The sequence below is a fragment of the Desulfosporosinus sp. BICA1-9 genome, from assembly GCF_000802135.1.
In genome coordinates, this window is record NZ_JUEE01000209.1 from 1 (window position 1) to 18,742 (window position 18,742).

An 18,742-nucleotide genomic window follows, 5' to 3' on the forward strand; every position below is an offset into this window, starting at 1 on the left:
AAAAACCACTGCAGTTATGCAGTGGTTTTTCGATTCTGTACAAAAAGTCACTTGAATCACAGCTTGTACCGAGTCATATGTGCATCGCAATGATGCACATATGACTCGGTAAATACTCAATTCCAAGAGTATTTACTTTCAATGATTAATACTCCAGGGACAAGGGTTCGAACTTTAAAGCGTAAATTGTTGCTATATAGCGTTTATTATCTAATTTCTTACTAATTTATCTTCAAGGGTCGTAGTGAATGATGTGGTATAATACTTGCATATAAGAACTGTTAACAGAATATTTTAAAAAGTATATTTTATAGATTTTCGTATATACTTTTTTCTCCAGTTCTTAGTGGAATACCTGCAAAGCAGTCGTTGTTGCTTATACCACCAAAATTCTTTTTCGGATATGCTAAGAAATGAGGGATCCGCTTGAAACATCGTGTCCTATTGGTCGATGACGATGACTCCGCACGTCAAGAACTGGGCTATTTACTCCAGCCTTTTGAGGATGTTCAGATTGTTGGGGAAGCCTCAAATGCATTAGAAGCCCTAGAGTTAATTGATAATCTGGATTATTCCCTAATTTTTTTAGACATTCTTATGCCTGGCTTAAACGGGATTGACCTAGCCCACCTATTGAGAGAAAAATCGGATTCACTCACAATTATCTTCACCACGGTTCATGAAGAGTATGCGTTTGTCTTTGCTTTAAATGGTTTAGACTATCTTCTTAAACCTATTCACCCTAAACGCCTGGAAGAAAGCCTCATGAAAGTGCGTCAAATGATAGGCAAACCAGCTGGACCGAAGAGTAAGCCGCTACCTGCTAAAAGTGATGTTATAACACCTCCCATTAAACCTTTGGAAGTTGTACCTGTTGAACTAAGAGGCAAAATAATTCTCTTACACCAGAACGACATTATCTTTATCTATACCGATAAAGACAAGGTCTTCATTAAAACCCAAAAGGACTCTTACTTAACCCGTTTCACCTTACGGGAGTTGGAAGAACGTTTAAACTCCGCCCTTTTTTTTCGTTCCCATCGTTGTTATTTAGTAAACACACAGCACATGAGGGAACTTTTCCCCTATTTTAATGGAACTTACACTATAGTAGTCGATGACCATGAACGTAGCGAAATCCCTGTGAGCCGGCCCAAATCCCGTATACTCAAAGAGATGTTAGGTCTTTAGGGTCGTATGGGTATTGAGTGACCATCAAGTGTGCCCAATTATCACTGGAAGCTGGCTACATCACGCTAAGTTTTAGTAATTCGAGAGTGAACTCGTTCAGTTATCCAACCATCCATTTACCAGCGAAATTGACCAATCTTCCCTCGCCAGATAATTGATGAATAGGAGGGCTAGAGCTTTATGGGCGTATTTAAAATATCTAACCCCTGTCCAGTTCAACTTAACCCAGACCAGCCCATTTCTGAAATAATCGATCTCTTAATCGCTAATAAACTCTGTTTTGCACCTGTTATAAAAGACCAGGTATTGCTCGGCATTCTGAGTCTGGCAACTGCCCTAAAATGGACAAGGTCCAATGAGCCCCTCAAAAATCAGGGTAAAGTCAAAGATGCCATGCAAACAAAAATCGGCCCTTATCAGGGAGGTTTAGATGGAAAAGAAGGGTTTCCAGAGGGCAATTGTGCGTTCTCTAGAGAAGATTCTCAGGGTAACTCGGATGGCTTAATCACTTTTAAGGAAGCATTTACTAATCTTACTCAAAAGATGACGACTCAAAATGAGTTTAACCAAGCCATTCTGGAAAGCGCACCTGTTGGTATCATTGCTCTCAACGCCCTCGGTGAAATCATATTTATGAACAAGGAAGCCTACCGTTTACTTAGTGTGGATAGTAATATCATCGGGAAACCGATGAAACTAGTTTTTCCTGTCAGTGGACTTACCAATATCATTGAGACGGGTCTTACAGAATTTGGCCAAAAATTAGTGGTTAACGGTCGCACTATTATATCCAACCGCTCCCCCATTATTTTGAATGACAATATTTGTGGTGCGGTGGCAATTTTTCAAGATATCACCGAATTAGAGAATATCTCCTCCCAACTCGCTTCGGTAAAGCAACTTAACCTCGAACTGGATGCGATTATCGAATCCTCTTTCGACGGCGTTATGATAACCAACCAAGAAGGAGTAGGCATCAGAATCAACCAAGCCTTAGCCCGATTAACCGGATTAGATGCCACGAACTTTGAAGGAAAACTAATCGATGATTTATTTGTTAAAGGCATTTTTGAGTATGAATCTATTACCATCAAGGCTTTACGAGAAGGACGAACTATTACAAATGTCCAGAAAGTTAGCACCACAGGCAAAGAGGTGCTCGTTACTGGTAATCCGATTTTCGATATAGAAGGTAAGGTTCATAGAGTAGTCACTAATGTCCGTGATATTTCCGAACTCCAAAACCTGAAGGAAAAATTAAAAGAGTCTGAGATGTTGGCAACTCGCTATCAAACAGAACTTTCACAATTGATTCCGGAGCGACTTGAAAAGGACAAAATTATTGTACAAAGTCCTAGTATGTTGAAACTATATAATCTCGCCATGCGAGCGGCCCGGACGGATGTCACCGTTCTGCTTCTCGGTGAATCCGGTGTCGGAAAAGAAGTCTTTTCCAGAGTGATCCACAGCACAAGCAACCGTGCAACTACAGGAAGATTAATCCAGATAAACTGTGGAGCTATTCCGGAAAATCTTTTAGAATCCGAGCTATTCGGATATGAACCTGGTGCTTTTACTGGGGCCAGTCCAAAAGGGAAACCAGGGATTTTTGAAATCGCTACCCACGGGACACTACTTCTAGATGAAATAGGAGATCTACCTAAAAATCTCCAGGTAAAACTGTTACGTGTTCTTCAGGAACAGGAAGTTTATCGAATAGGGAGTACTAATCCGATTAGACTTGATGCTCGCATTATTGCTGCTACCAATCTAAATATTTGGGAACGAGTAAAAGAGGGTTCCTTTAGAGAAGACCTATTTTATCGTTTGAACGTTTTACCTATTGAAATCCCCCCCTTAAGGGAACGCAAAGAAGATATTTTGCCTCTAGGCATGCACTTCATTAAACTTTACAACGAAAAATATAAAGTATCAAAGCGGCTGGACCCCAAAGCCATACCCATTCTGGAATCGTACAATTGGCCTGGCAATGTAAGAGAACTTCAAAATGTACTCGAAAGATTAATGGTCGTTACCGATGAAGAATTAATTCAATCCTTACAGGTTCAGTATCAATTAACCAAGTTTAAACCAAAGTTTAATTCTCCGATAACCGTAAATGAACTTATACCAATTCATGAAGCTAGAGATATATTGGAAAAAGAACTGATTTGTATGGCCTTAGATTGTTACCCTTCCATCAGAAAAGCTGCTGACGTTTTGGGACTTGATCACTCAAATATTGTACGTAAGGTTGCTAAATACGGGATAAAGAGATAATTAGATCCTAAGGCATTCTGCAACGAAACTAGTGCGTTTGACCATGACCCGGTGTTATAAGACTCCATATTGGTGCGGTAGGACTCCATATTTGAGGTTCTACCGCACCAATCTTATTTTTCCCATCGTTGTCTTAAAAAGTATATCTTCTGTTTACTACTTAAATATAACCGTTCAAGTTTATATAATGATAATTAATAGAAAATTTTAAAGATTCAGAAATAAATGGTCCTACTATTGCATTAAGAATTTGTAGTTATTTGAAATTCTCTTTTTTAAGATTGTTAAACCTAAAGGAACCTTTTTTCAAAGGGAAGGGGGGAAAGACTATCGTATCGGAGTATCGATGTTCAGCTTTGGCTGAACCACTTCACTTTGAAAGGAATGTTTTTCAACTATGCAAATAAAGAAATCAGAAGAAACAGCAAAGTTTAATGCAGCTAACTTATTTGTTGACCGTCATGTGCGCCAAGGTCGCGGAGACAGAGTAGCTCTTTATTATCAAGACCAACAAATCACTTACGGAAAGGTTTTTGAAAAGGTCAACCAGATCGGTAATGCTTTGAAAGACTTGGGCGTGAACATGGAAGACCGTGTTATGTTATTACTTTTAGATTGTCCAGAGTTTATTTACAGTTTCTTCGGGGCAATGAAAATTGGGGCAGTGCCGATACCTGTCAATACTCTACTAAAACCAGCAGACTACGAGTACCTGCTGAATGACAGCAGGGCTAAAGTGATCGTGGTCAGCGACGAATTGCTGAGCAACATTTCAACAGCTAAATTAAAATACTTGAAACACATCATCGTTGTAGGCAATCCAAACGAACCATTTATCAATTTTAATACTTTAATTAACGATAAATCTACAGAATTAGAAACTGCCGACACCGGCAAAGATGATCCAGCGTTTTGGCTCTACAGTTCGGGTACCACCGGTTCCCCCAAAGGCGCAGTACACCTCCACCATGATATGGCTTTTTGCGCAGAGCATTTTGCCAAAAATCTTTTTAATATTACTGAAAATGACCGAACCTTCTCCGTGGGCAGGTTGTTCTTCGCCTATGGTTTAGGTAATAGTATGTTTTACCCCTTTTATGTAGGTGCTTCCGCCATACTCTCTCCAGACCGCCCTACTCCAGTTCATCTCCTCCAGATCATAGACCAGTATAAACCTACGCTATACTTTGGGGTTCCTACCTCGTATACTGCCATACTACAGTTGGAAGAGGATACAGATAATTATGATTTAAGCAGCATCAAGCATTACTTTTCTTCTGGAGAAGCCCTACCCTCGGTGATCTTCGAGCGCTGGTTGGAAAAATTCAAGGTTGAGCTGTTAGATGCCATTGGTTCGACGGAGGTTCTGCACATCTTTATCTGCAATATGCCCGGTCAAGTTAAAGCAGGAAGTACCGGTAAGCTTGTTCCTGGCTTTGAGGCAAAGCTTGTTGACGAGGATGACTTGATCGTACCAGAAGGTGAAGTTGGAACTCTAATGATCAAAGGGGATTGTACAGCCGCCTATTATTGGAATAAACATGAAAAGAGCAAAAAGACCTTCAAGGGGGAGTGGGTTAATACTGGGGACAGATATTATCAAGACAAAGATGGATTCTTTTGGTATGTTGGACGAGACGATGACATGTTGAAATCCGGTGGGATCTGGGTTTCCCCCATCGAAGTGGAACATGCTTTAATGGTACACCCAGCAGTACTGGAAACAGCTGCCATTGGTAGCAGCGACGTAGATGGATTAATTAGGCCCAAGGCCTTTGTTGTGCTGAATAAGGGTTATGAACCCAGCCCAGAGTTAGCAAATGAATTAACCCAATTTGTCAAGAACAGCATTGCCCCTTATAAATTCCCGCGCTGGATCCAGTTTGCTACCGAACTACCCAGAACCGCTTCAGGAAAAATCCAGCGGTTTAAGCTACGGGAATTAGACAACTCTAATCATTCAGTATCAATGTAACTATTTTGCTGATATTACCTGCAAAGGGTGTAGAAAATGTTAAGATAAAGGGAGGTTTACAAATGAAAGAAGCACAAGGTAGTGCTTATGAATGGTTAGATAATATGAAATATAGCAGTTTTCATACACTAATAATTGTGTTACTCTGTTTAGTTTTAATTTTTGACGGGTATGATTCTCAGATAGTAGCCTATATCATGCCTTTGGCATCAAAGGAATGGGGCCTTACACCAGTAATGACAGGCTCCTTAGCCTCTTGGGGCTTCGTGGGTTTAATGTTTGGAACTGCCTTCTTTGGCTTTTTGTCTGATCGAATTGGCCGAAAAAAGGGTCTTGTGCTTGCAATTGCCTTCTTTACAATCTTTAGTGGATCAGCTTTTTTTGCTCCAAATTATAGTGCATTTGTTGCTCTACGAGTCTTGGCTGGACTAGGGATGGGCGGTGCCATGCCGATTTGTATTACTATGATTTCAGAATATTCACCTGCCAGAATCCGCGGCAAAGCAGTTACGGCCATGTATGGAGGTTTTACAACAGGATGGATATTGGCTGCCTTAGCGGCAATCGGGGTCATCCCATCTTTTGGTTGGCGCCCTGTGTTTCTGATGGGTGCCATTCCTATACTAATGATCCCATTACTGATGAAGTATATGCCTGAATCAGTCCGTTTTCTCGCCAGCAAAGGACGTCATGAGGAAGCTATTAAAGAAATACGCAAAATAGAAAAACTTACTGGTCAAAAGCCTATTGATTGGAAACCCGAACATTTTGCTATTACTGAAGTAAAATACACAGGCACCATCAAAGATCTTTTTACACCAGGTTTAATAAGAATGACAATTTTGATCTCTGGAACTTACTTTTTCAATCTCATAGTTGTCTATGGGTTGGCCAGTTGGCTTCCTACCCTTCTCGTTCAACGTGGTTTTTCCCTTGTCAAAAGCTATAACTATGGAATGGTTCAAGCTATCGCAGCTTCGGTTGGCGCATTTTTTATTGGTACTTTGTTAGATATATTTGGTCGTAAAAGAACCCTTATTGCAGGTTATTTAATAGGCGCAGTTTCTCTAGTGTTGTTTGGATTTGCTACCAGTGGTCCAGTTTTGATGGCTGCTGGGGCCGCGGCCGGATTTTTCATAATCGGCACGCAAACAACCCTGCACGTTGTTAATGGAGAAACTTATCCAACTCATATTCGTTCAACTGGAGTAGGCTTCACTTATACGATTGGTCGTATCGGTTCCTTTGCTGCTCCCCTAATTGGTGGGACCCTACTGGCGGCAAAAGTAAGTTTCAGTTTATACTTCGTAATCTTTGCGATTCCCTGTGTACTTTGCGCCTGTTGTGTCGCCGGATATAAGACAGCTGTGAAAGGTGAGGGACTTGAGCAGATTACTAAAACACTTATTAGAAATGTTGATGCTTAGGACGAAAGCTTTCGGTAAACCAAAAGAACACTGTCACCCGTAGGATGTCTACCCCCACCAAAGCAGAGTACGGGTACTCCTACTTTTAGACAAGAAGTGGGAGTCTCACGATAGGATAAACGAAAAATCAAAATTAGCCCTTAACCTTCCACTAGGAATAGTTAAGGGCATTATTTAATGTTTATTTACATTTCCCAATTCTACTCGCGAGGTTTTGTAGCTAGTATTTTGAAAAAGCCAAGATATTTGCTTATGTCAGCAAGAACTATGAATTTCAACAAAAAGGCTTTATTTGCTTTATATTTTGTAAATAATTGTAAATTAAATTTATTGAATTTTTTGGATATTTGTTTTAAAATTATTATTAACTTTTTTGAGTAGCTTAACTTCGTAATATAAGTTTTAAGGAGCAGCGACTGTATGGAACTTATCAAATTAGCTAGACCTAGTCCGGTGCAGCCTGACCCTGAACAGCCCTTAGCCAAGACAGTGGATAGTATGATTGCTCATGAACTCAGTTCGGTTCCGGTGTTACTAAACAAAAAAATTGTTGGCATCCTTTACCTGGCAGTAGCCCAGAAATGGACTCAGAAGGGTGAAAATTGGCAGCGCAGGGGCCTTGTTAAGGATGCTATGCAAGCGGATATCATTATTTACAGAGAAGGCACGGAATTAGAAGATGCTCTGATAGAGAATAATTCTTGGTTTCCTGCAGAAGATGCTCAGGGCAACTTTGTTGGAATAATTATGACAAGCACACTTGTTGTCTACCTTAATAAAAAGCTGACCACTCAAAACCAGCGTAACCAAGTGATATTAGAGAACATACCTAATGGTATTGTCGCTATTAACGCCGAAGGTAGAATCGAGATTGTGAACAAAGCTACCTGCCGTCTTCTGGGCGTAGATAAAGAAATCATAGGCCAATTGATTAGCGAAATATTCCCTGAAAGTAACCTTCCTGACATAACAAAATCCGGTTTAACCCAATATGGACATAAAATTGAACTCAATGGCCACACCCTTATCTCAAACCGTTCCCCGATTATTTGCGATAATTATATCTCTGGTGCGGTCGCAGTATTTCAGGATATGACGGAATTAGAAAATATCTCCCATAAACTAGCTTCAGTCAAGCAACTTAACCTAGAATTAGATGCCATTATCGAATCTTCTTATGACGGAATAGCGATTTGCGATCATGAAGGGCGGGGTATCAGGATCAATCAGGCCCATGCGCGATTAACCGGCTTGGATGCCTCACACTTTATCGGTCAGAATATTGATGACTTATTCGAAAAAGGCATTTTCCAGTATGAGTCCATCACTATCAAAGCCCTTCGCGAAGGACGGACTATCACCAGTGTTCAGAAAATCAGCACTACTGGTAAACAAGTACTGGTTACCAGTAATCCTATTTTTGACATAGAGGGTAACGTTTCGAGGGTTGTAAACAATGTCCGGGATATTTCTGAACTACATGAGCTTAATGAAGAACTAAGAGAATCTAAATTGCTGGCAACTCGCTATCAGACAGAACTCTCACTGTTAATGCTAGAGCGACTCAAGAAAGATAAAATTATTGTAGAAAGCCCTGGCATGATGAAGATCTTTAATCTGGCAATACGTACCGCCCAGACAGATGCCACAGTTCTACTTCTAGGCGAATCTGGTGTAGGGAAAGAAGTATTATCCCGGGTTATTCACAATACCAGCAACCGGGCGGCAAGAGGAAGTTTTATCCAGATAAACTGTGGGGCAATTCCAGAAAACCTCTTAGAATCAGAATTATTCGGCTATGAACATGGTGCTTTTACCGGGGCCAACCCCCACGGAAAACCAGGTATGTTTGAGCTTGCTCACCTTGGTACACTTCTGCTTGACGAAATTGGAGATCTTTCAGCGAGTCTACAAGTTAAACTATTAAGAGTGCTTCAGGAACAAGAGGTTTACCGGCTCGGGGGCACTAAGCCCATTAAGCTTGATGTCCGTATCATCGCTGCTACGAACCGTAATATATGGGAAAGAGTACAGGCAGGCACCTTTCGTGAAGACTTATTTTATCGGCTAAACGTTTTACCCATTGAAGTTCCACCCCTGCGGGAGCGAAAAGAGGATATCTTACCTCTAACTATGCACTTTATCCTCCTGTATAACGAAAAATATAGAGTCGTTAAGCGTTTAGATCCTAAAGCTATTCCCATATTAGAAGCCTACAGTTGGCCAGGAAATGTACGGGAACTTCAAAATGTGCTCGAAAGATTGTTGGTCGTCACCGAGGAAGCATTGATTCAACCCTTGCAAGTTCAGATACAATTGTCTAAATTTAAGACTAAGTTTAATTCTCCGATCACTGTTAATGAAATCTTACCGATTCAACAAGCAAAGGAAATGTTGGAAAAGGAGCTGATCATTATGGCTTTTGATTCTTACCCTTCAATCAGAAAAGCAGCCGAAGTTTTAGGTCTTGATCACTCAAATGTTATGCGCAAGGCTTTAAAATATGGGATAAAGAAGTAATGGCCAGAGGCCTGAACTTCAAGGTTCGAGATTCGTACATCAAAGATGGATAGGTTAAACTAAACGTGAGGGGGAGCTTTTTAAACTCCCCCTCACGTTTAGTCTCCTTTTTAACCCTTATCTCTGCTAGGTATTTTACACCCTTTTTGCGCGCTTCGATGTCGTATTTACTTTACTTAACTTCAGCAGCTAGTTTAACTGCTTTAATAATCTTGGTATAGCCCGTACAGCGACAGAGATTTCCTCCTAAGGCTTCTTTAATCTCCTCTTCATTAGGTTTAGATATTCTGTCTAAAAGACTCTTGGCAGAAAGCACCATTCCAGGTGTGCAGAACCCGCATTGAATAGCGCCATTTTCAACGAAGGACTGTTGAACTGGATGCAGTTTGCCATCATCTCCAGCCAACCCTTCAATCGTCATGATCTCTTTGCCTTCGGCCGCGATTGCCAAGGTAGAACAGGCTAGAGTAGGCTTATTTTCTACTAATACAGTACAGGCACCACAGCTGCCTTCATTACACCCTGACTTCGTTCCAGTGAGTCCAACCGTCTCTCTCAGCACCTCAAGTAAAGTCTGCTGTGGTTTGACAAGCACTTCATATTCCTGATTGTTTACATTTAAGACGATTACTCTTTTATTACTACTCATAATCTCGCCCCTTTTTCTGGCTATTATTTAGTAAATATTTGCTTCAAGCTTTCCTCGATCAATGCTCCCACCATCCGACGTCGATAGCTGGGTCGATAGGACATATTAGCTACTGGAAGAACATTTTTCCCTGCTATCGCCGCACATTCTTGGGCCAACCCTGAAATCTTTTCTGCATCTAGTTCTTCAGTCTTTAAACCACGGAAAATCTCTCCAATGCCTTTTACTAACACTGGTCCACTCCCTAGAGCAGTAAGTGCGAGATGAAGGTCTTTGACTAGTCCGCCTTCTTCGCTGACAACAACAGCTACGCCTGCCTGTGGAAAGTCTATGCTTTTGCGTGAACGGAGTTTGAGGTAGGCACTTTTGGTCTGCCAGGCACTTTGGGGAATTGTGATTTCGCTGATGATTTCTCCAGGTTTAAGGTTGGTTGGTGTTTTACCCTCTCCTGTATAAAACTCTGCTAAGGGGATTATTCTTTCACTATCTAAACAAGAAAGCTTAATTGTTGCTCCATAAGCAATTAGGGCTGGTGCGATATCGCTGCAATAGGCAGCATGGCATCTTTCAGACTTTTTCATAACCAGACATTGATCTCCACCAGTTTTATAGCATAACGGGTGAGCCTTTCTCCAATGGCGAGTCTGATTATAAAACCAACAACGGGTGTCTTGGCAAAGGTTTCCACCAAGAGTCCCCATCTGCTGGTGTTGGACAGCCCCTACTCCGCTGCCCGCTTGGTAGAGTGCCGTCAAACTCTGTTTAACTTCTAGCTGGTGGATTAAGTCCCAAATAGTGACCGCACCACCGGCAATGATTTGCTCATTAACTGAACATGCTATTTTGGATAGCGCCTCGATATCCGTAAGATCGACGAGAATTTCGGCAGGATTGAGTCCCACTTTCATATTGTTTAGTAAGTCGGTTCCCCCAGCCAAGGGGCGAATTTTTCCTGCTTGTTCTTTCAATAAGGTTAAGCATTCCTTGATGGTTTGAGGACGGTAATATTCTAAGGCCGGCAGCGTCATGCTTCCTTCCTCCCCTTGTTATTTTTTTCTTCGATTGCCTTCAAAATCTTTTCTGGAGTTATTGGTAAATCCATTATCCTTACTCCAATCGCGTCGGTAATAGCGTTCACGATAGCCGGTGCGGTGTAGATGGTTGCACCTTCCCCACATTCTTTAGCACCAAAAGGCCCTACCGGATCATTCGTCTCAACGTGAATTACTGCTTGAGGAGGGGCATCAGCAGCCGTGGGAAGCTTATAATCAATAAACGATACACTCCGGTTTTGACCATTTCCCATATCAAAATCAGGATCTTCATAGAGGGTGTGTCCGATCCCGGTCATAACCGCTCCTTCTATTTGGCCTTCCACCTGATCTGGGTTCAAGGCCCTGCCCGCATCGTCTGCCGTCACAATCTTAAGGATTGTGACCCGACCTGTTTTAGGGTCAACTTCAACTTCACAAGCCTGGGTTCCAAAGCTGTAGGAGCCGGAGATATCGCCGTTATCTCGCAGCAACGTGGTTGGCTCTTTAGCCGGCAATTGATAGTAGCCACGTCCAATCATGGGAACTTGAATATCAGCATACTGTACTAGCTTGACAGCTTTATTGATTTGCATTTTGCGTTCACCACGAAGCAGAATGTAGTCTTCTTTGATCGTCATTTCTTCCGGATCGGCCCCGATCTCTTTTGCGACAACTTGTAAAATTGTCTTTTTGATATCCCGGGCAGCAAGCTGAGCTGCTTTACCGGACCTGACGGTTACACCGCTACCGAATGTCCCGGAGTCTAACGGGCAGATGTCTGTATCTGCAGCGATAACCCTTACTTTCTCAAAGCTGACCCCTAGTTCTTCGGCGACAATTTGCGCGATAACGCTTTCCGCTCCTTGTCCGATATCTGCAGCACCTGTAAGTACCGAAACACCGCCGGTTTTCTCCAGCTTAACAACCGCACCGCCACCGATATGGCTCATGTTGTTAACGCCTGAAGCCCAACCGGAACCTCCCACGCCAACACCCCGATAATTTCCGCGGCCGCGCTTTTCCTTCCAGCCAATAGCCTCCGCAGCTTTATCCAGACTCTCTTTAAATCCGCAAGTGCGCAGAATCATTTTAGCGGGGTTTGGGCTGCCGGCTTCCAAAGCATTGATCCTCCGGAAATCAATAGCATCCATGCCTAAGTCTGCAGCTAGCATGTCGACCTGGGATTCGATGGCATAGCGCATCTGTGGCGCGCCGTGTCCCCTCATGGCTCCGTTCGCTTGTTTATTAGTATAGACATGCTTGGCATCTAAGACCAGATTAGGCAGATAATAAGGGATCATCCCAAAGTAACCGGACAGGGTGATGATCAGCGGGGCAGTACTGTTATAAGCTCCACCGTCCACGGTAAGATCAATGTGCTGGGAACTGATCCGGCCATCCTTAAAAACGCCGGTACGGACTTTGAGGATCGCGGGATGCCTGCCCCGTACACAGGTCTGTGCTTCTTCTCGGTCATAGAGAAATTTGACCGGCCTTCCTGTTTTCATAGAGAGAAAGGCAGCGCAAAAGTCTTTGGAGTACATATCGATTTTGACACCAAACCCCCCGCCAACGGCTGGCTTGATCACCCGCACGCGATCTTCGGCAATACCTAAAGTACTGGCAAGGTTGTGCCTTAAAAAATACGGGATCTGAGTACTGGACCAAATGGTGAGTTTGCCGCTCGGCTCGTACATGGCAATAGCCGCGTGGGGTTCCATCGGGGCATGATACTGACCGTGTGTTCTAAAAGTGTCTTCCCGAATATGGTACGCTTCAGCAAAACCTTGTTCGATATTGCCAAATTCTTTACGGTATTGAATGCTAACATTATTTTTCACCTTGGGACCGTCATGGATGTCTGGAGCCCCTGGTTTAAGGGCATCTTCAATGGTGAAAACTGCCAGCAATAACTCATATTCCACTTCAATAAGTTCTATAGCTGCTTCTGCGGTCTCTTGGTCCACAGCCGCCACAGCTGCTACTTCATCCCCTACGTAACGTACCTTGTCAATAGCCAGCCCGTACTCATCTTGGGCAAAAGGGACGATCCCGTACTTGATAGGGAGGATATCTTTCCCTGTCATGATTGCTTTAACACCCGGCAACTTTAAAGCTTTTTCAATATTTACGTTCAGAACACGCGCATGTGCGTGAGGACTTCTGAGTAATTTTCCGTAAAGCATGTTCGGCAGCTTCATGTCATCTGTGTAAACGGTCCGCCCGATTACTTTATCCCAGGCATCAGTCCTGGGAACACTTTTGCCTATTACACTAAATTCCTCCATGATTGATTAACTGGGTTTACCATTTCCCCCAGTTACTTTCCCCCTTCACTAACTAATATTTTCAAACTTTGGCGTTTTTGACTTTTCACAACCTCGCTGAAATTTTATTAGAAGTCATAAATATATATTTTTCCTTTCACCACCCCCAGCAAATTTACTAAGTTTTACTTGAAACCATTATCCAACGATTAGTTAAAGCTAATTGTTTGTTCAAAATCTCTTATTGTTATACTTAGCAATTCCCATGCCACTTTCAGTGTGTATCAGTAAAAACCCTTACCTTTCTGTATGCCTCGGGTAAGCCAAGGCTAAATACACAAACAATACTTGCTAACCCCAATCATAAAAACGTCCGAAAAACACACACTTGTATGTTTTTCGGACAATACATCTAAATCAGTTTTCTTAACTTCTATGTTCAGCTAACTTATCAGTCATTAGGGAAAGCTTTTCGTACAATTTCGATCGACTAATACCTAATAACCTCGCCGCCTTAGATTTATTACCTTGAGCCTGAGCCAAGGCGATTTGAATAGCTTCCTGTTCGAGATTGGCCAAGCTTTGACCCATTAATCTCTGACCTGTTATCCCGCAGATTTTCTCCGTCTGTCTGATTTCTTCGGGCAAATCTTGAAGATCTATCAAGCCACATTCAACATAGTTCAACATTCTTTCGATCACATTTTCTAACTCCCTGATGTTACCCGGCCAATTGTAATGAACTAAAACTTCTAAAGCTGCATCAGTGATCCCATCCACACGCTTTGTGAACGAATTATTATATTTTCTAATAAAAGTATTGGCTAGAATCGGAATATCCAGCTTTCGCTCACGCAAAGGGGGTATCTTTAAATCAATCACATTTAATCTAAAATACAGATCCTCCCTAAATTTTCTTTCAGCAACCAGACGCTTTAAATCCTTGTTCGTAGCGGCAATAATTCTCACATCGATTTTACGAGTCTTAATATCTCCTACTCGCTCAACTTCCTTTTCTTGAATGACTCTTAATAACTTACTTTGTAGCATAAACGGCATATCACCGATTTCATCGAGAAAAATTGTACCTCCAACGGCTAACTCGAATTTGCCAGGTTTACCCTGTTTTCGCGCTCCGGTAAAAGCACCGTCCTCATACCCGAACAATTCTGATTCTGCAAGTTCACCAGGAATAGCCGAGCAATTTACTTTAATAAACGGTTCTTTACGCCGATTAGAGGCATTATGAATGGAATGAGCAAATAGTTCTTTACCTGTTCCACTTTCACCTGTAATCAGAACAGTCGAGTTACTCCGTGCAACTTGAAGTGCCTGAGTTTTCAACTTTGCGATGCGCTCATTACTACAAACAATATTGCCAATGGTATAGCTCGTTCCATTTACCTTGAACAACTCGTCTTTGTAATAGTTGAGTTGCATATTGATCCGATTCAGCTGTTGCATAACATCAGCTAATTGATCTAAATCCTCATAGATCTTGACCACCGTTCCCTTGGTGTTGCTTTCTTTTGTAAAAGGCAAAGTAGAGATGACACAGGGCCTAGCATTGATTTCCAACACTTTTAATGGCGACTGGTTATCCGTCAGAGGAACATATTTATTAATATTTTGCCCAATAATCTGATCCTTAGATACCCCAACTCTTTTGCAAAAATTAGCATTAGCCATGCTCAGCCGACCTTGTTCATCTAATACTGCGACACCTTCATAAGCAACCTCTAAAACTGTCTCTAAAGTCATTTTGAGTTCCTTAACAGTTTTTAATTCATGAGCAATTCCCTCAACATCCGTCAGATCTTGTAAAACAAAGGTTGCCCCTTTTATTACTGTATTTTGAAAGATGGGGACAGCAGTAGCGATCAATTTTAGAGAACGATATTCAATCTTATGAGGCACAATCCAGGCTCCTTCAACAATGGGCGTAAAATCATCTTTCAAATCCGTAAGGAAATTTCCAATATACTCCCCCACTTGAACTTTGTGTAAGATACTTTTGGCGTATTGGTTTGCTAGGGTGACAAATCCTTGATCATTAGTTGCTATGATACCAGCAGGTACATTCTCTATAACACTAGCTAACTCATGATATAAATACTCGGTTCGATCCAAAAGTTCGTTAACCGCACCTGCTTGGGTCATCATGCCAATCGGTTCATTAGCCATATTAACGACAGGAGTTTGTCCAACCCGGACTGTGTGCAACCAATGGGCCAGTTCGCCTAAATCATGGAATGATTTATCTTCCCGTAAATAGGCTACCTCCCGAATGTAGTACTCATCTATTGAAGTATCAATACTTAGATCATTCAATAAACAATCGAATAGAGTTGAATGTGAAAAGTAGCCTATGAGTTGTCCGATTTCATCAACGACAGGCACTCCATGAAGTTTAGAATTTTTTAGTAATTCTATCGCTTTGCGTATGCTATCTTGAGGACGTAATTGAATCGTAGTTGAAAGCATAATGTCACGAACCTGCATGAAACATCCCCCCTTTTGATATCTTTAATAGGCGTCGTCCTCTACAGTATGGACGGGAGGCGGGCCATAGGCTACCACCGATTATGTTGGCCTTTACTGAGAAGAAACGCTTGGGTCCGAATCATTCATGCCTTAAATCAATTAGTGCAATACTAAAAAATACTGAATACTTTGAATAATGTTTCTGTAATTATATACTGGGTCAATATGCTTATCAAGCGATTATCTTAGGAGCTTAAATCTGATCAATCTTCACTTGTTTAAGAAGTTCAGGCATCGAAACTAACGCGATACAATTTCAAATAGGGTACGGTAGGACTCTCCATTTTGGAGGTTCTCCGTACCTATCTTATTTTTTATATTTGGTGTAAGAAAACACCGTTCTGGTGTTTTTTTGCACCGATCTGGTGTTTTCTTACACCAAATATTGGTGTGTTCATTTTTACTTAACGAATGATGATTCGCTCCTAATATAGGTTCATCTGCAAAAATCGCCATTTAGGATACAAATATCAACCACTGACGAATAATTTTTAAAATTTTGAATATTTGGCCCATGGTTTGCAATAAGTAGTTATTGGATTTTTTTTTGATCTCCATTAATCCTAAGGGATATTAAATCAGCAAAGAATTAGACTGATCTTAACTGGAGGGAGCTGAACATTTGAAGCCTATTAACCTAAGTTCAAAACCCCACTTCTCTAAGTGAGGGGGGCCATATTAAATTTCAGGTGGGGTATAATCCGCCTTTGCAGGTGTCTTTCATGTCTAGAGTCTCAATGTTCAGCTTAAACTGAACGAGTTCACTAAGGAGGTTATTATCATGGGAGCTAAAAACGGAATAGAAAAATTTAATGCTGCTAACCTATTTGTTGACCGTCATATTCAAGAAGGGCGTGGAGACAAAGTCGCAATTTATTATTTAGACCAAGAGATTACGTATAGTGAAGTTCATGAGAAAGTCAATCAAACAGGTAACGCTTTAAAGGAAATGGGCATTGGTCTCGAAGACCGAGTTATGTTGTTACTTTTAGATTGCCCTGAGTTTGCCTACAGTTTCTTTGGGGCCATGAAAATTGGCGCAGTTCCGATTCCTACCAACACCTTATTAATACCTGCAGATTATGAGTACCTCTTAAATGATAGCCGTGCAAAACTTCTCGTGGTCAGCTACGAGTTACTGGACAACATTACAGCTATTATCGAAAATTTACTCTATTTAAAACAGATCATTGTTGTGGGCGAGCCAGCCGAAGGGTGCCTAAGTTTTGACAGTATAATTAAGGATAAATCCCTAGAATTAGAAACTGCCAACACCGGTATTGATGATGCGGCGTTCTGGCTCTACAGTTCGGGAACCACTGGATTCCCTAAAGGTGTAGTTCATCTCCATCATGATATGGCTTTCGCTGCAGAACATTATGCAAAAGGAGTTTTGCAAATCACAGAAAAAGATATAACCTATTCCGTTGCAAAATTGTTTTTTGCCTATGGATTAGGTAATGGCCTTTATTTCTCCTTTTATGTAGGTGCTTCAACAGTCCTTTCCCCAAGTCGCCCCCTTCCAGAACACGTGTATGCAACGATTGATCGATACAAACCAACCTTGTTCTTTGGGGTTCCATCCTCATATGCAGCTATGATCCAACTGGAGACTACGAAGGACTATGATATGTCCAGTATCAGGTATTGTGTCTCTGCCGGAGAACCTCTCCCAAAAGTTATCTTTGAGCGTTGGTTAGAACTATGGAACTTGGAAATTTTAGATGGAATTGGTACAACGGAAATTCTGCACATCTTTATCAGTAATATTCCCGGAGACGTTAAGCCTGGAAGTACCGGAAAAGTTGTCCCGGGTTACGAGGCTAAAATTATTGATCCAGACGGGTATATCGTACCAACCGGTGAGATAGGAACACTCATGATCAAGGGACACAGCATTGCAGCCTATTATTGGAATAAACACGAAAAAACGACTGAAACTTTCATCGGTGAGTGGATAAATACGGGAGACAAGTATTTTCAAGATAACGAGGGCACCTTCTGGTATGTCGGTCGCAACGACGATATGATTAAGGCTGGTGGAATATGGGTTTCCCCTGTCGAAGTTGAGTATTGCTTGATGGAACATCCTGCGGTTTTTGAATCCGGTGTGATCGGAAGAACCGACGAAGATGGCTTAGTCAAACCAAAAGCGTATATTGTACTAAAGGAAGGCTACGAGGCCAGCTTTGAGTTAGCAGACGAATTGTCAATCTTTGTTAAAACTAAAATAGCACCTTACAAATTCCCACGTTGGGTTCAGTTTATCCCTAATTTGCCAAGGACAGCTACTGGAAAAATGCAGCGCTTCAAATTACGGCAGTTAGAAATTAGCGATTTACCCTAAAGTTCCCGGTTCATACCAAACAAATCGGATTCCAGTAAATTCTCAGGGATAGTCGCTCGATTCATTTTGATATAAGGATCTTTATTGATATCGCTCAGACAAATTTTCGATCGACTATCTCTTCTCTGTACAACTCTCATCTGCAATTAGAATTGTCAAACTACTCTGGCCATCTTTATTCTTGCCTAATATTTCTCATAGATAGACTTTTCTTAGCATTTTCTAGCCACCGACTGCAATGCGGAAGACTCTCTGTTGCTCCTGAATTGGTTCATCATGTAGACGGAGTCTTTTAAATTCCATTGGATTACATATGATTTAAATTTTCAGATAATTCAAACTATAAATTAAAATTAGAAATTTCACACAAATCTAAATTGAAACTGGGTATTCTTCCAATTTGGGAACGTTATTTAAGGGGGTGATTGATAACACACTATAGTTAGTAAAAGTTACTGAGAATAACTGCAAGGGGCAAGGCAACGATTCAATAGATTTTGGGGGAGGT

General features: G+C 41.5%; 11 protein-coding genes. 6 read left to right on the forward strand and 5 right to left on the reverse strand.

Annotated features, from left to right (window positions below):
* The first annotated feature begins 426 nt into the window (after nt 1–426).
* The 5 genes from JL57_RS25935 to JL57_RS25960 all read left to right on the forward strand — a co-directional run bounded on the left by JL57_RS25935 (nt 427) and on the right by JL57_RS25960 (nt 9,393).
* Nucleotides 427–1,191 carry a LytTR family DNA-binding domain-containing protein gene (locus tag JL57_RS25935; RefSeq protein ID WP_034143294.1) on the forward strand — a complete coding sequence of 255 codons (765 nt, stop codon included), beginning with the start codon at nt 427–429 and terminating at the stop codon, nt 1,189–1,191.
* Between the two features lie 180 nt (nt 1,192–1,371).
* Nucleotides 1,372–3,471 carry a sigma 54-interacting transcriptional regulator gene (locus tag JL57_RS25940; protein WP_034143293.1) on the forward strand — a complete coding sequence of 700 codons (2,100 nt, stop codon included), beginning with the start codon at nt 1,372–1,374 and terminating at the stop codon, nt 3,469–3,471.
* Nucleotides 3,472–3,868: 397 nt separating this feature from the next.
* The gene (locus tag JL57_RS25945) at nt 3,869–5,446 is read left to right on the forward strand and encodes a benzoate-CoA ligase family protein (RefSeq protein WP_034143292.1); all 1,578 of its coding nucleotides are present in this window, start codon (nt 3,869–3,871) and stop codon (nt 5,444–5,446) included.
* Between the two features lie 62 nt (nt 5,447–5,508).
* On the forward strand, nt 5,509–6,873 hold the full coding sequence (locus JL57_RS25950) for an MFS transporter (RefSeq protein WP_034144796.1): 1,365 nt from the start codon (nt 5,509–5,511) through the stop codon (nt 6,871–6,873).
* Between the two features lie 420 nt (nt 6,874–7,293).
* Nucleotides 7,294–9,393, forward strand: coding sequence for a sigma 54-interacting transcriptional regulator (locus tag JL57_RS25960; RefSeq protein ID WP_034144798.1), 2,100 nt, complete (start codon nt 7,294–7,296; stop codon nt 9,391–9,393).
* Nucleotides 9,394–9,565: 172 nt separating this feature from the next.
* On the opposite strand, the gene JL57_RS25965 is transcribed toward JL57_RS25960, so the two are convergent.
* The 4 genes from JL57_RS25965 to JL57_RS25980 all read right to left on the reverse strand — a co-directional run bounded on the left by JL57_RS25965 (nt 9,566) and on the right by JL57_RS25980 (nt 15,845).
* Entirely contained in the window at nt 9,566–10,042 is a 477-nt protein-coding gene (locus tag JL57_RS25965; protein ID WP_034144799.1) for a (2Fe-2S)-binding protein, read from the reverse strand.
* A gap of 23 nt (nt 10,043–10,065) precedes the next feature.
* On the reverse strand, nt 10,066–11,070 hold the full coding sequence (locus tag JL57_RS25970) for an FAD binding domain-containing protein (protein ID WP_291300584.1): 1,005 nt from the start codon (nt 11,068–11,070) through the stop codon (nt 10,066–10,068).
* Nucleotides 11,067–13,364 (reverse strand): xanthine dehydrogenase family protein molybdopterin-binding subunit, encoded by a 2,298-nt coding sequence (locus JL57_RS25975; RefSeq protein WP_034144800.1) that lies wholly within the window; start codon nt 13,362–13,364, stop codon nt 11,067–11,069. Before JL57_RS25975 ends, JL57_RS25970 begins: the two co-directional genes overlap by 4 nt.
* Before the next feature lie 405 nt (nt 13,365–13,769).
* The gene (locus JL57_RS25980; protein ID WP_045690947.1) at nt 13,770–15,845 is read right to left on the reverse strand and encodes a sigma 54-interacting transcriptional regulator; all 2,076 of its coding nucleotides are present in this window, start codon (nt 15,843–15,845) and stop codon (nt 13,770–13,772) included.
* 823 nt (nt 15,846–16,668) lie between these two features.
* Between JL57_RS25980 and JL57_RS25985 the strand changes: the two genes are divergently transcribed.
* Nucleotides 16,669–18,234: a benzoate-CoA ligase family protein gene (locus JL57_RS25985; RefSeq protein WP_034144801.1), complete on the forward strand. Its 1,566-nt coding sequence runs from the start codon at nt 16,669–16,671 to the stop codon at nt 18,232–18,234.
* Here JL57_RS25985 and JL57_RS36685 read toward each other — a convergent pair.
* Entirely contained in the window at nt 18,231–18,374 is a 144-nt protein-coding gene (locus JL57_RS36685) for a sigma 54-interacting transcriptional regulator (protein WP_366557108.1), read from the reverse strand. The genes JL57_RS25985 and JL57_RS36685 overlap by 4 nt on opposite strands.
* Nucleotides 18,375–18,742 lie beyond the last annotated feature (368 nt).